At 54.0% G+C, this 14,845-nt stretch carries 13 protein-coding genes; 5 read left to right on the top strand and 8 right to left on the bottom strand.

All coding sequences use genetic code 11. The annotated features are described in order from the left end of the window. The 6 genes from ACW14G_RS19980 to asnC all read right to left on the bottom strand — a co-directional run. Positions 1 to 526 (bottom strand): FoF1 ATP synthase subunit A (locus ACW14G_RS19980; RefSeq protein WP_455648738.1); only part of this gene is annotated, 526 nt, incomplete at its 3' end. Between the two features lie 8 nt (positions 527 to 534). After that, a complete protein-coding gene (atpI, locus tag ACW14G_RS19975) occupies positions 535 to 915 on the bottom strand; it encodes a F0F1 ATP synthase subunit I (RefSeq protein WP_163449340.1) in 381 nt (126 codons plus the stop codon). Between the two features lie 614 nt (positions 916 to 1,529). After that, the gene (gene rsmG / locus ACW14G_RS19970) at positions 1,530 to 2,153 is read right to left on the bottom strand and encodes a 16S rRNA (guanine(527)-N(7))-methyltransferase RsmG (RefSeq protein WP_163449341.1); all 624 of its coding nucleotides are present in this window, start codon (positions 2,151 to 2,153) and stop codon (positions 1,530 to 1,532) included. Between the two features lie 109 nt (positions 2,154 to 2,262). Next, complete coding sequence (gene mnmG / locus ACW14G_RS19965) at positions 2,263 to 4,152, bottom strand: tRNA uridine-5-carboxymethylaminomethyl(34) synthesis enzyme MnmG (protein ID WP_163449342.1); 1,890 nt, start codon at positions 4,150 to 4,152, stop codon at positions 2,263 to 2,265. A 374-nt stretch (positions 4,153 to 4,526) separates the two neighbouring features. After that, the gene (mioC, locus tag ACW14G_RS19960) at positions 4,527 to 4,976 is read right to left on the bottom strand and encodes an FMN-binding protein MioC (protein WP_163449343.1); all 450 of its coding nucleotides are present in this window, start codon (positions 4,974 to 4,976) and stop codon (positions 4,527 to 4,529) included. 88 nt (positions 4,977 to 5,064) lie between these two features. After that, positions 5,065 to 5,523, bottom strand: a complete 459-nt coding sequence (gene asnC, locus ACW14G_RS19955; protein WP_035893632.1) for a transcriptional regulator AsnC — start codon at positions 5,521 to 5,523, stop codon at positions 5,065 to 5,067. Between the two features lie 151 nt (positions 5,524 to 5,674). Here asnC and asnA point away from each other — a divergent pair, with 151 nt between their 5' ends. Further along, positions 5,675 to 6,667: an aspartate--ammonia ligase gene (gene asnA / locus ACW14G_RS19950; RefSeq protein WP_065357333.1), complete on the top strand. Its 993-nt coding sequence runs from the start codon at positions 5,675 to 5,677 to the stop codon at positions 6,665 to 6,667. Positions 6,668 to 6,673: 6 nt separating this feature from the next. Here the strand turns inward: asnA and viaA are convergent, their stop codons facing one another. Continuing rightward, positions 6,674 to 8,125, bottom strand: coding sequence for an ATPase RavA stimulator ViaA (gene viaA, locus ACW14G_RS19945; protein WP_163449486.1), 1,452 nt, complete (start codon positions 8,123 to 8,125; stop codon positions 6,674 to 6,676). Then, positions 8,125 to 9,621: an ATPase RavA gene (gene ravA / locus ACW14G_RS19940; protein WP_064540571.1), complete on the bottom strand. Its 1,497-nt coding sequence runs from the start codon at positions 9,619 to 9,621 to the stop codon at positions 8,125 to 8,127. Before ravA ends, viaA begins: the two co-directional genes overlap by 1 nt. 219 nt (positions 9,622 to 9,840) lie before the next feature. Between ravA and kup the strand changes: the two genes are divergently transcribed. From kup to rbsC, 4 genes are all read left to right on the top strand, one after another. After that, positions 9,841 to 11,709: a low affinity potassium transporter Kup gene (kup, locus tag ACW14G_RS19935; protein WP_163449487.1), complete on the top strand. Its 1,869-nt coding sequence runs from the start codon at positions 9,841 to 9,843 to the stop codon at positions 11,707 to 11,709. 174 nt (positions 11,710 to 11,883) lie between these two features. Continuing rightward, a complete protein-coding gene (gene rbsD / locus ACW14G_RS19930) occupies positions 11,884 to 12,303 on the top strand; it encodes a D-ribose pyranase (RefSeq protein WP_163449488.1) in 420 nt (139 codons plus the stop codon). 7 nt (positions 12,304 to 12,310) lie between these two features. Continuing rightward, positions 12,311 to 13,816, top strand: a complete 1,506-nt coding sequence (gene rbsA, locus ACW14G_RS19925; RefSeq protein WP_163449489.1) for a ribose ABC transporter ATP-binding protein RbsA — start codon at positions 12,311 to 12,313, stop codon at positions 13,814 to 13,816. Between the two features lie 5 nt (positions 13,817 to 13,821). Further along, positions 13,822 to 14,787, top strand: a complete 966-nt coding sequence (rbsC, locus tag ACW14G_RS19920; RefSeq protein ID WP_065357329.1) for a ribose ABC transporter permease — start codon at positions 13,822 to 13,824, stop codon at positions 14,785 to 14,787. Positions 14,788 to 14,845: the final 58 nt, after the last annotated feature.

The raw sequence follows: 14,845 nt of genomic DNA, 5'->3' as shown, positions 1-14,845 counted from the left end.
TCGTGAAGCCGCCGATGCCTTTCATTTTGATGCTGTAGAACAGAATCAGGATAAACACGCCCAGTGCCATAGACAGGGTAATGTTTACGTCCGCAGACGGAACCACGCGCAGCGCCGGCAGGCCCAGTATATGCTCAGCAATATACGGCAGCAGGTCGATAGGCAGTAAGTCCATCAGGTTCATCAGGAAGACCCAGACGAAGATAGTCAGGGCAAGCGGGGCGATAACCTTGCTTTTGCCATGGTACATGTCTTTGACACTGCCATGAACGAAGCCGATTACCAGCTCAATCGCGGTCTGAAATTTACCTGGTACGCCGCTGGTCGCTTTTTTGGCAACGCTACGGAACATAAGCAGGAACAACAGACCCAGCACCACCGAGAAGAACATGGAGTCAATATTGAGCGTCCAGAAGGTGGCTGGGGGGTTATGCGGATCTACCAGCGAGAAAGTACGCAGGTCCAGCTGAAGGTTATTCAGGTGGTGCCCTATGTATTCCTGCGGCGTCATATTTTCAGAAGCCATGATGCCTTTTACCCTTTGTTGTTAATTACAGCGGGTGCCAGTATCTGAACCACTAGCACCAAAATCCATGTAACGATCAGCGGTAAGAATACCGCCTTTAAAACCGCCAGCGCCACAATCAGTAACACCAGCATCGCTAGCACCTTAAACGCTTCACCGAAGGCGAACGTCCAGGCCACTTTGCCCTTCGCGGGTGTATGCGCCTGGTGACGCCAGGCAAAAATCATAAACAACATATTAGGCAGTAACACTGCCAGGCCTCCACACGCGGCGGAGATGCCCCAGAAGGGGTCTTTTAGGCTGAACAGCAATCCGCTTGCTATCACTGCCAGAAGCTGAATGAACAGAAGCTTACGAGCAACGTTTCGACTCACGAGCGACATAGACATCACGTTTCTACTCCTGCTCCCTTTGAGGTATGCCGCGTGTCGTATAAAACGTTCTTTAAAGCTCGGAGTCAAGCATCAAAAAGCGGTCAAATTATACGGTGACGCCCCGTGATTTCAAACAATAAGTAGCCAAAACGTGAATAAATATTTAAATATTTTTCATTCACGCTATTTTTCCACTTTTCGCCAAAGTGTGAACGATCGTACAAAACTGCAAATACAGCTAAAACAGTGGTTACAAAGCGTGCACGAGATCACATATTAAACATTTTAGCGCTCATCATCTGTATCAACGTAGCAAAAGATGACATCTCATCGTTTTGATATCTAAGACGAAATCAGAGCACTCTTTTAAAAACAGGTAGAAACAGAACAAAAACCATTCATTGACATTCATAATAACTTATTAACATGACAAAATGGCTAACATGATGACTTATAGCACGCTGATATTTTCCATGTTTACTATTTTCATCATTAACAAAAAAAGCTTGGTTATTGAGAAGATAAAAACACGTTAAACCTGAGTTAAATTAAGCGAGTCACTGGCGCGTAGTGTCGCCAATTTGTTAACACCAGAGACCGCATTTTTTTTCTACTTTTTTTGATAAATATTAAATTTTCTTTGGTGCAATAATCACCAAATGACGCTCCCCTTCCAGCTGAGGAACCCGCAATTCCACAATGGATTCGACGCTGAACTGCGGCGGAAGCTGCGTAATCTCATCTTCAGGCAACTGGCCTTTAAGTGCATAAAAACGACCTTCTTCACCCGGCAGGTGATGGCACCAGCTCACCATATCGTTCAGCGAGGCGAAGGCGCGGCTGATAACGCCATCAAACGGCGGCTCGGCCGGAAACTCTTCAACACGACTCTGCACCGGCGTGATGTTAGTCAGCGCAAGCTCATGCTGAACCTGGCGCAGGAAGCGAACGCGCTTGCCCAGACTATCGAGAAGCGTAAAGTGCGCATCCGGAAGAACGATAGACAGCGGTATTCCCGGCAGGCCCGGCCCGGTGCCGACATCAATAAAGCGTTCACCTTTCAGCGACGGCGCCACCACGATGCTGTCGAGGATGTGGCGCACCAGCATCTCGTTTGGATCGCGTACCGACGTCAGGTTGTACGCTTTGTTCCACTTGTGCAGCATATCGACATAGCCAACAAGCTGATTTTTCTGGTGATCGGTGAGCGAAATACCTGCTTCATCCAGCAGACGAGAAAGTTTGTTGAGCACGTTGATGACCCTATCAGAAAATAACTGCCCGGTAGCATGACGCGTACCGGGCCGATGAATCAAGTGGGCGAGCGTAAGATGCTCGCCAGAAGAGCCGCCTGGGCGGTAATCAGGCGCTGCGGCGCAGCAGACCTTGTTTTTTCAGCCATACCAGCAGAATCGAGATCGCCGCCGGGGTGATCCCGGAGATACGCGACGCCTGGCCGATCGAAACCGGTTTGTGATCGTTGAGCTTGGCAATGACTTCGTTCGATAGCCCGTTAACCTGACGATAGTCGAGGGTGGCCGGCAGCAGCGTGTTTTCATTGCGCTGTTGTTTTTCGATCTCATCCTGCTGACGCGCGATGTAACCTTCGTATTTCACCTGGATTTCCACCTGCTCTGCCGCCTGAGCATCTTTCAGCGCAGGAGAGAACGGCGTCAGGGAGGTCAGCTGCTCGTAGGTCATTTCCGGACGACGCAGCAGATCTTCACCGTTGGCTTCGCGAGACAGCGGTGCAGTCAGGTGAGCATTCACTTCGGCTGCTGATTCCGCCGATGGCGTTACCCAGGTCGACTTCAGACGCTGGCGCTCGCGCTCGATGTTTTCCAGCTTCTCGTTGAAACGCGCCCAACGAACGTCATCCACCATCCCCAACTCGCGACCGATTTCGGTCAAGCGCAGATCGGCGTTGTCTTCACGCAGCATCAAACGATATTCGGCGCGGGAGGTGAACATGCGGTACGGTTCTTTTGTCCCCAGCGTACAGAGATCGTCCACCAGCACGCCGAGATAAGCCTGATCGCGACGCGGCGCCCAGCCGTCTTTATCGGCGGACAACCGTGCGGCGTTCAGACCCGCCAGCAGCCCCTGTGCCGCGGCTTCTTCGTAGCCGGTGGTGCCGTTGATCTGGCCAGCAAAGAACAGACCGTGGATAAATTTGCTTTCCAGCGTCGGTTTCAGGTCGCGCGGGTCGAAGAAATCGTACTCAATAGCATAGCCTGGACGGACGATTTTCGCGTTTTCCATACCCTGCATCGAGCGGACGATCTGCATCTGCACGTCAAACGGCAGGCTGGTGGAGATACCGTTCGGGTAAATTTCGTTGGAGGTTAGCCCTTCCGGCTCCAGGAAGATCTGGTGCTGGTTACGATCGGCAAAGCGCATGACTTTGTCTTCGATCGACGGACAGTAGCGCGGGCCGATGCCTTCGATCACGCCAGCATACATCGGGCTACGATCGAGGTTATTACGGATCACGTCATGGGTTTTCTCGTTGGTATGCGTGACGTAGCACGGCATCTGGCGCGGGTGCTGAGACACTTCGCCAAGGAACGAGAAGACCGGCATTGGGTCATCACTGTTTTGCTGAGCCAATACGCTGAAATCGATGGTGCGCGCGTCAATTCGCGGCGGCGTCCCGGTTTTCAGGCGGCTGACGCGCAGCGGCAGTTCGCGCAGGCGACGGGACAGTGGGATAGATGGCGGATCGCCAGCGCGGCCACCGCTGTAGTTATCCAGGCCAATATGGATTTTGCCGTCCAGGAAGGTCCCGACAGTCAGCACGACCGCTTTTGCACGGAATTTGAGGCCCATCTGGGTGACAGCGCCAACAACACGATCGTTTTCGACAATCAGATCTTCAACCGCCTGCTGGAAGATCATCAGGTTAGGCTGGTTCTCCAGTGCAGTACGGACCGCCTGACGATAGAGCACGCGATCCGCCTGAGCGCGAGTGGCGCGAACGGCCGGGCCTTTACTGGCGTTTAGTATCCTAAACTGAATGCCGGCGTGGTCGATCGCCGTTGCCATCAGGCCGCCGAGCGCATCCACTTCTTTTACCAGGTGTCCCTTCCCAATGCCGCCAATCGCCGGGTTGCAGCTCATCTGCCCCAGAGTGTCGATATTGTGTGTCAAAAGCAGGGTCTGCTGACCCATTCGCGCTGCGGCCATCGCGGCCTCAGTGCCTGCATGACCCCCGCCAATGATGATGACGTCAAAAGGATCCTGATAAAACATGGTGGTCTGCCTCGCGTAAAGCGGTATGAAAATGGATTGAAGCCCGGGCCGTGGATTCTACTCAACTTTAGTCTTTCGAGAAAGCATTGGGATCCTGGGCTATTAAAAAGAAGATCTTTTTATTTAGAGATCTGTTCTATTGTGATCTCTTATTAGGATCGCCAACCTTTGTGGATAAGTACGATCCGGGTATTAAGATCAACCGTTTAAGACGGATCATTATCTGTGAATGATCGGTGATCCTGGTCCGTATAAGCTGGGATCAAAGTGAAGGGTTATACACAACTCAAAAACTAGCCAACGGTTATTCTTTGGATAACTACCGGTTGATCCAAGCTTTTAACCAGAGTTATCCACATAAAAAAGTACGATCTTTACAAATCTCTGAGCAATGGATGCCATGATCCCAGCCAAATTTCAGCCGGATCTTCCGGTATCTCATGTTCAAGGACGTTGATCCGCAGCGTTTCGCCAACCTGTTTTGCGCCACAAGCCTTCAGTTCAGCTTCCAGTTTGTCGATAGCGCCGCAAAATGTGTCGTATTCACGGCTACCGATACCAACGGCACCGAAGCGAACGCGGGAGAGATCCGGTTTCTGCTCGCATAATGCTTCATATAAAGGAAGCAGGTTGTCAGGAATGTCGCCTGCACCGTGTGTAGAGCTGATCACCAGCCAGATCCCCTCAGCAGGAACCTCATCCAGCATCGGGCCATGCAGCATTTCGCTGGAAAAACCAGCGTCGTCCAGCTTTTCCGCCAGATGTTCCGCAACATATTCAGCACTGCCAAGCGTGCTGCCGCTGATTAGAGTGATGTCTGCCATGCTCGCCCACCTTTATAAAGAAGGCGCATTGTACGCTGTGAGCGAGCTGGGATCTACCTGTGGAAAAATGTGGGATTAAAAAAAGCGATCACGGCTTGATGGTACGCATGATCGGGTTCTGCAGGACGATCAGCGTTTCGGTGGACTGAATTTCATCAATTGTTTGGATCTTGTTGATAAGTACCTGTTGGAGGGCGTCGATCGATTTGCACATTACCTTAATAAAGATGCTGTAGTGCCCGGTGGTGTAGTACGCCTCGGTCACTTCATCCAGGCTTTCCAGCCGTGCCAGCGCCGACGGATAGTCTTTCGCGCTCTTGAGAATAATGCCGATAAAGCAGCCCACGTCATAACCTAATTGTTTGGGGCTGACGTCGACGTGCGCGCCGGTAATGATCCCGGCCTGTTTCATCTTCTCTACGCGTACGTGGATGGTGCCCGGGCTGACGGCGAACTGCTTAGCCAGTTCCGCGTAGGCGGTACGGGCGTTGGCCATCAGGGCCTCAAGAATGCCGCGGTCCAGATTGTCGATCTGATAATTTTCCATAGGTTTTTCTTATGAAGATTAATGATTACCTCTATTTTAGCCTTTATTTTTAATGAATCAAAAGTCGATAAGGCTTTTTGTTGTTTGATTATTGAATTGCGGGCCTGTTTTGTTGCTTAATCAATTGCAACAGGACGCAGGAGTAAAAATAATGAAAACCGCATACATCGCAAAACAACGCCAGATCAGTTTCGTTAAATCCTATTTTTCCCGTCAGCTGGAAGAGAAGCTAGGGCTCGTAGAAGTCCAGGCGCCGATCTTAAGCCGCGTGGGGGATGGGACACAGGACAACCTGTCTGGTTGCGAGAAGGCGGTTCAGGTGAAAGTGAAAACACTGCCAGATGCCCAGTTCGAAGTGGTTCATTCCCTTGCGAAGTGGAAGCGTCAAACCCTGGGACAACACGACTTCAGCGCGGGCGAAGGGCTGTACACGCATATGAAGGCCCTTCGCCCCGATGAAGACCGACTATCTCCGATTCACTCCGTTTACGTTGACCAGTGGGACTGGGAACGTGTGATGGGGGATGACGAACGCCACGCCGGCACGCTGGAAAGTACCGTAAAGGCGATTTGGGCGGGCATTAAAGAAACCGAAGCTGCTGTAAGCAAAGAGTTTGGGCTGACACCGTTCCTGCCAGAACAAATTCACTTTGTGCACAGTGAAACGCTGCTGAGCCGCTATCCGGGCCTTGATGCAAAAGGCCGTGAGCGCGCCATCGCCAAAGAACTGGGCGCGGTGTTCCTGATTGGTATCGGCGGTAAATTGTCCGATGGTCAGCGCCACGATGTACGTGCACCGGACTATGACGACTGGAGCACCCAGACCGCCTCCGGCCTGACGGGGTTGAACGGCGATATTCTGGTGTGGAACCCGGTGCTGGAAGACGCGTTTGAACTCTCTTCTATGGGGATCCGCGTGGATGCGAAAGCGCTGAAACATCAGCTGCAGATCACCGGCGACGAAGATCGTTTACAGCTGGAGTGGCACCAGGCGCTGCTGCGTGGTGAAATGCCGCAGACTATCGGCGGCGGTATTGGTCAGTCTCGTCTGACGATGCTGTTGCTGCAACTGCCCCATATCGGCCAGGTACAGTGCGGCGTATGGCCGGCTCAGGTACGTGAAAGCGTCTCCGCTCTGCTGTAACCCAATCTAACGCCGCCAGCGCCTCAGCAGGCGGCTTCTTAACCCGGTATCAAAGCGCCAGATATGATCGAAAATGCGCATGATCCCGGGTTTGCCATGAGCGGACATCGCCACCGCGTGAAAACGATGCTGATGTTTATGCTGAAGATCCCCCACCTTTTTGACCACCTCATCCGGTAGCCGCTGGGCGATAAAATCGGAAATCACCACCGCGTCGGCATCCTGCCACTGCGGGTTTTGCAGATGCTCGATAATGGCGCGGAAGCAGCTGGCCATATCGGTACCGCCGCGAAAGCGCTGGCTTAAAAAGCGGATCGCCTGCTCCAGCCCCTGACGCCCGGTTAACTCGTAGCGCACCACTTCGCTGGAGAACAGCATAATGTAGCAGCGACGGTTATCCGCCAGCGCCACGCGCATCAGCGCGAGGCAGAACGCTTTGGCGCACTGCTCGTTGAAGCCGCCCATCGAGCCGGACGTATCCACGCAGACAATAAACGGCCCGCGCGGCTGTTCATCAACGTCCTGATGTACGACCGGACGCTCGGTCACCTTCTCGCGCCAGGCGTCGCCGTGTAGACGGTAGGTTAGCAGCTGTTTCTCCACCAGCCGCCGGTAAAACTCATATTCCAGCTCGGTGATGCCAAGCGTTGCCAGCTCCGGCGGCAATAAACGCAGAATATCGTCGCTTTGCTGGATGCCATCAACCTGCTCGGGCACGGTGGAGGGCTCGCGCACCAGTGAACGGAAAGTCTCCATGGGGGAATCTTTCTTCGGCACTGATTTGGCCTCTCGCGAACGGCCCAACTGCTCGGCCAGGCGCAGCAGCTCTGGCTGCTGGCTGAGAAACTCACCGTATTTCACAATTAGCTGATAGTCGCCGCGCTTAAGTTGTCCGGCGCTCATATCCCACAGTCGCCCACCGGCGCTATCGTTTTCCACCAGCACCGGATCCAACTGGCCGCTTAGCGTCATCCGTTCCTGTACTTCGCTCAATAACTGTTCACGCTCTTCTTCCAGCAGCTGCTGATTGAGGGAGGTGACCTGAACCACCAGGCTTAAGCGCCAGCGTTGCAGGAAAAGGGTGTGTAGCGCAGGGGTAAAAGTGGCGTTATTTGCCGCCAGCTGCTGAGCCTGAGCGGCAAAAGGCGACTGGACGCGAGTGAGTAGCGCCAGAATCTGCGGCAGTTGAACGATAAACTGGCTGGTGGAGAGTATCTGGCTCTGCTGATAGCAGATGACCTCCTCTTCCAGCTCGTGTGGCACCGGGGCGCCTTTGAGTCGGTTTCTAAAGGTTTCGCGCCAGCGGGGAAGATCGTCGGTAATGGCGCTTTTCAGGCGTGGAAATTTTTCAAAGAACACGGCCAACTGCGGGGAAGCCAGCAGGGCGATGATCATCTCTTCGATCATCCCCTCTTCGCCGACCGCCAGCATGACGTTGAGCGTATCGATGGTCAGCATTAACTCTGCGCCTGCTTAATTTGTGCGGCCACGTCCTGAAGGCTGGCTTCGATACGTCCCAGCCATTCGTCATGAATGAACAGACATTTTTGCTGCTCGCTAAAGCGGTTATGCTGCTGGTGCCACTCTTCATCTAAGGCGAGCAGCTGCTGGCGGATCTCGGTCGGCATACTTTCTGCTGAGCCCGAACCCGGCAGGGACAGACGGGTACCCTGAAGGCTGATGTCGCGCACGACCAGATGCTGTGCTGCATCCACTTCCATATTTAACGTCAGCGCAAAACCGATACCGTTGAGCTTACCGCGAATCTCGCCGCCCTTCTCCAGCCAGTTTTCCAGCGCCTGGCGCTCGAAAGTAATGTGAATGACCTCAATATCGTGCAGCTTGAGCGGCTGCTGGAGCAGCAGGGTCACCGTTGGCGTTTGAATCTCCGGCGGCAGCTCATAATGCGGTTTGCGGCTAAACATGCCGCCCAGACGGGTGACTTTCAGCGCGGTTTTGTCGCTTTGTTGCTGCTGAATTTGCAGGCGCTGCTGGGTGATGGCGCCCAGCTTGTTGAGCATGGCCTGCTGCTGCCATGCATGCCCGGTCATCAAAATATCTATTTGTTGTTGAAGAAGATTTCGGCTTTCCGCATCGTGCCACAGGCACTCTTTTAGCAGGATCAGATCGATAGGCGCGATCGTGTCGCGGCCGCTGAAGAAAGCGCAGGCTTGCAGCAGACGGATCGCCTTTTTCCAGCGACGATCGGAAACGTAAGGCGCATTTGGTAGATTATCCAGCTGTTGGCGCAGGGTAAAAATCAGTTCAAACACCGCATCCGGCAGCTTCACGTTGCCGATATCTTTCTGCCACTGGAAGTACTCTTCGTCGGTAACCTGCAGATTGGCCGGAATCGGGTTGTCGTTTTCATCCTGCTGGCTAATCAGCATCGAGCGGAAATTGCCCTTATCCTGCACTTTATCGAGCCACAGGCGAATCAGCATGCGGTCGTACAATGCTTCGAGACTGCTTTCGGCTTCCGGCAATTCATTCGAGGCGGTGACCAGCAGGCGCATGGGAATCTTTTCCACGCTGGCGCCGTTGCGGAAGTGACGTTCGTTGATGGCGGTCAGCAAGGTGTTCAGGATGGCCGGGCCCGCTTTCCAGATTTCATCAAGGAAGACGATCTCAGCCTCAGGTAGATAGCCGGCAGTCAGGCGCTCATAGCGGCCTTCATCTTTTAACGCCTGAATAGAGAGCGGCCCAAAGACCTCTTCCGGCGTAGAGAAACGGGTCATCAGATATTCGAACGCGCGGGCGTGCTGGAAGGCGAACTTCAGGCGGCGGGCAATCAGGCTTTTCGCGATCCCCGGTGGACCAAGTAAAAAGACGCTTTCGCCGCTCAGGGCTGCCAGCAGGCAGAGGCGAATAGCGTGACTACGTTCAAATAGCCCTTTCTCCAGCGCGCTGCTCAGCCGCGAAATTCTTTCTGCTAATAAATGTGGTTGGGCCATAATTAACTTGCGTCCTTTCGCCGTTTAATCAGCTAACTGGCTGAGTATAGACGTTTAAGTCTTTAGGTGAATAGCCTGAATAGTACCTCGCAATTTCTTGAGGCAGGTTAATATGACGTGATTAAGGGGTACGATTTTGACGCTAATCGTGCATACTGTGCGCTTTTCGTGGGCCAAGGGACTAGGCACACATTTGTTTCATAAACGAAAGACTAGTCTATGAGCACTGATAATAAACAATCTTTATCAGCGATTACACTCGCTGCAATTGGCGTGGTATACGGCGATATTGGTACCAGCCCTCTTTATACGCTTCGTGAATGTTTATCTGGCCAGTTCGGTTTTGGCGTTGAACGTGACGCGGTTTTTGGCTTTCTGTCATTAATCTTCTGGCTATTGCTGTTAACGGTATCTCTCAAATACATCACCTTCGTGATGCGGGCGGACAACGCCGGCGAAGGGGGGATACTGACGCTGATGTCTCTGGCGGGGCGTAATACGTCCGCGCGCATGACTTCTGTACTGGTGATTCTCGGGCTGATTGGCGGCAGCTTCTTCTATGGTGAAGTGGTCATCACACCGGCGATTTCGGTGATGTCGGCGATAGAAGGTCTGGAAATCATCGCCCCCCAGCTTGATACCTGGGTGGTTCCCATCTCCATTATTGTTTTGACGCTGCTGTTTGCGATTCAGAAACACGGTACCAGCATGGTCGGTAAACTGTTTGCGCCGATTATGCTCATCTGGTTCCTGCTGCTGGCAGGCCTCGGCGCGCGCAGCATTATCGCCAACCCGGAAGTGTTGCAGGCGTTGAACCCTTATTGGGCGGTGAATTTCTTCCTGCAATACAAAACCGTCTCCTTTATCGCATTGGGCGCGGTGGTGCTGTCGATTACCGGAGTGGAAGCGTTGTATGCCGACATGGGGCACTTCGGGAAACTGCCGATTCGCCTGGCCTGGTTCTCGGTGGTGCTGCCGTCACTGGTGCTGAACTACTTTGGTCAGGGCGCGTTGCTGCTCAAGCATCCGGAAGCGATTAAGAACCCGTTCTTCCTGCTGGCGCCCGAATGGGCGTTGATTCCGATGCTGATTATCGCTGCCCTGGCGACGGTTATCGCCTCTCAGGCGGTGATCTCCGGCGTCTTCTCGCTGACGCGCCAGGCCGTGCGTCTGGGGTATCTGTCGCCGATGCGCATTATTCATACCTCAGAGATGGAATCGGGGCAGATCTATATCCCGTTCATCAACTGGCTGCTGTATATCTCCGTGGTTATTGTGATTGTCAGCTTCGAGCACTCCTCAAATCTGGCGGCGGCATACGGGATTGCGGTTACCGGGACGATGGTCCTGACGACCATTCTGTTCACCACCGTGGCGCGTAAAAACTGGCACTGGAATAAGTTCCTGGTTGCGCTGCTGTTTGTGGCGTTTATGTGCATCGACATTCCGCTGTTCTCGGCGAACCTGGATAAGATAGTCTCCGGTGGTTGGTTGCCGCTGACGCTGGCGCTGATCATGCTCACCATCATGACCACCTGGAAAAGCGAGCGTTTCCGCCTGCTGCGCCGCATGCACGAACACGGCAACTCTCTGGAAGCGATGATCGCCTCGCTGGAGAAATCGCCGCCGGTTCGCGTGCCGGGCACCGCAGTCTATATGTCGCGCGCGCTGAACGTCATTCCGTTTGCCATGCTGCATAACCTCAAGCACAACAAGGTGCTGCATGAGCGCGTCATTCTGCTGACACTGCGTACCGAAGATGCGCCGTACGTGCACAATGTGCGTCGCGTGCAGATTGAGCAGCTGTCGCCAACCTTCTGGCGCGTGGTGGCCAGCTACGGCTGGCGTGAAACCCCGAACGTGGAAGAGGTGTTCCACCGCTGCGGTCTGGAAGGCTTAAGCTGCCGGATGATGGAGACGTCGTTCTTTATGTCGCATGAGTCGCTGATCGTCGGCAAACGGCCATGGTATCTACGTCTGCGCGGCAAGCTGTATCTGCTGCTGCAGCGTAACGCGCTGCGCGCGCCGGACCAGTTCGAGATCCCGCCAAACCGCGTTATCGAGCTGGGCACCCAGGTCGAAATCTAACGCCATCAACGCCCTCCCTCATTTTGACGGAGGGCGTTTTTTTATCCCCTTTTCTCTTTTCGCGAAACGTTTCGATGGCGATCACATTTCTATAACCTGGTGATGGTTTTCTGCGCGTTCTTCAGACTACACTTATGACAGCGAAACGTTTCGCTAGTGGAGCAAGAAAACAAAATGAAGAAAGGCACGGTACTCAACTCTGAAATCTCGTCGGTTATTTCCCGTTTGGGCCATACCGATACGCTGGTGGTGTGCGATGCGGGTTTACCCATCCCTCGTAGCACGGCGCGCATTGATATGGCGCTAACCCAGGGCGTTCCCACCTTCATGCAGGTGTTGGGCGTGGTGACGCAAGAGATGCAGGTCGAGGCCGCCATTCTCGCCGCGGAAATTCAACACCATAATCCGCAGCTTCACGAAACGTTGCTCAAACACCTTGAGCAGCTGCAGCAACACCAGGGAAATAGCATTGACGTTCGTTACGTCTCACATGAGCAGTTCAAACAACAAACCGCAGACAGTCAGGCGGTGATTCGCAGCGGGGAGTGTTCCCCGTATGCGAATATCATTCTCTGTGCTGGCGTCACCTTCTGAGGCCATCATGGACGCACTCTTACAACTGAAAGGGATCGATAAATCGTTCCCGGGCGTGAAGGCGCTAGCTGGCGCCGCGCTGAACGTCTACGCTGGCCGCGTGATGGCGCTGGTGGGCGAAAACGGCGCGGGTAAATCCACCATGATGAAGGTGCTGACCGGGATCTACACCCGCGACGCTGGCTCTTTGTTATGGCTGGGTAAAGAGACCACCTTTAACGGCCCAAAATCCTCGCAGGAAGCCGGTATCGGCATCATCCACCAGGAGCTGAACCTGATTCCACAGCTGACGATTGCCGAGAACATTTTCCTTGGCCGTGAGTTTGTGAATCGCTTTGGCAAAATCGACTGGAAGAAGATGTATGCCGAGGCCGATATCCTGCTGGCCAAACTCAATCTGCGTTTTAAGAGCGACCGTCTGGTGGGTGACCTCTCTATCGGCGATCAGCAGATGGTGGAAATTGCCAAAGTGCTGAGCTTTGAGTCGAAGGTCATCATTATGGACGAACCGACCGATGCCCTGACCGATACTGAAACCGAATCCCTGTTCCGCGTCATCCGCGAGCTGAAATCACAGGGGCGCGGCATTGTCTATATCTCCCACCGTATGAAAGAGATCTTCGAGATCTGCGACGACGTGACCGTCTTCCGCGACGGGCAGTTTATTGCCGAACGCGAAGTCGCCAGCCTGAATGAAGATCTGCTGATTGAGATGATGGTCGGCCGCAAACTCGAAGATCAGTACCCGCATCTGGACAAAGAACCGGGTGAGATCCGCCTGAAGGTGGACGCATTGTGCGGGCCTGGCGTGAACAGCGTCTCCTTTACCCTGCGCAAAGGTGAAATTCTTGGCGTGGCCGGGCTGATGGGCGCCGGGCGCACCGAATTAATGAAAGTGCTGTACGGTGCGCTGCCGCGAACCAGCGGCTACGTGACGCTAGACGGCCATGAAGTGGTGACGCGTTCACCGCAGGATGGTCTGGCGAACGGCATTGTCTATATTTCCGAAGACCGTAAGCGTGATGGCCTGGTGCTGGGCATGTCGGTGAAAGAGAACATGTCGTTGACGGCGCTGCGTTATTTCAGCCGCGCTGGCGGTAGTTTGAAGCATAAAGACGAACAGCAGGCGGTGAGCGATTTTATCCGTCTGTTTAACGTCAAAACGCCTTCCATGGAGCAAGCGATCGGTCTGCTTTCCGGCGGTAATCAGCAAAAAGTCGCCATTGCGCGCGGCCTGATGACCCGCCCGAAGGTACTGATCCTCGATGAGCCGACGCGCGGCGTCGACGTGGGGGCGAAGAAAGAGATTTATCAGCTGATCAACCAGTTCAAGGCCGACGGCCTGAGCATTATTCTGGTCTCCTCGGAGATGCCGGAAGTACTGGGGATGAGCGATCGCATTATTGTGATGCATGAAGGGCATCTCGGCGGTGAGTTTTCACGCGAGCAGGCCACCCAGGAAGTATTAATGGCTGCCGCTGTGGGCAAGCTTAACCGCGTGAACCAGGAGTAAAAAAGATGACAACCCAGTCTGTGGCGGGTCGCCGCTATTTCACTAAAGCATGGCTGCTGGAGCAAAAATCGCTGATAGCTCTGCTGGTGCTGATAGCGATTGTCTCGACCATGAGCCCCAACTTTTTTACCGTCAATAACCTGTTCAACATCCTGCAGCAAACCTCCGTGAATGCGATCATGGCGGTTGGGATGACGCTGGTCATTTTAACGTCGGGGATCGACCTGTCCGTCGGTTCCCTGCTGGCGTTGACCGGCGCGGTCGCCGCCTCGATTGTGGGCATCGAAGTTAATGCGCTGGTGGCGGTTGCTGCCGCACTCGCATTAGGTGCCGCAATTGGGGCCGTTACCGGCGTGATTGTTGCTAAAGGGCGGGTGCAGGCATTTATCGCTACGCTGGTGATGATGCTGCTGCTGCGCGGTGTGACCATGGTCTACACCAACGGTAGTCCGGTCAATACCGGCTTTACCGACAACGCCGACGTGTTTGGCTGGTTCGGTATTGGCCGCCCGCTGGGTATCCCAACGCCGGTGTGGATCATGGCGATTGTCTTCCTCGCGGCGTGGTACATGCTGCACCACACGCGTCTGGGTCGTTATATCTATGCGCTGGGCGGTAACGAAGCGGCAACGCGTCTTTCCGGTATTAGCGTCAATAAAGTCAAAATTATCGTCTACTCTTTGTGCGGGTTACTGTCGGCGCTGGCGGGTATTATTGAAGTGGCGCGCCTCTCCTCGGCACAACCGACTGCGGGTACCGGCTATGAGCTGGATGCTATCGCGGCGGTAGTACTGGGCGGTACCAGCCTGGCGGGCGGTAAGGGTCGTATCGTCGGCACGCTTATCGGTGCGCTGATTCTTGGGTTCTTGAACAACGGTTTGAACTTGTTAGGCGTTTCTTCTTATTACCAGATGATCGTTAAAGCAGTCGTCATTTTGCTGGCGGTGCTGGTGGACAACAAAAAGCAGTAACAAACGACACTACAGGACATCTTAGATATGAACATGAAAAAACTGGCTACCCTGGTTT

The sequence above is a fragment of the Kluyvera sp. genome, from assembly GCF_965301105.1.
Note: the sequence above shows the minus strand (reverse complement) of the source record. Positions and strands in the feature narration are given on the sequence as shown.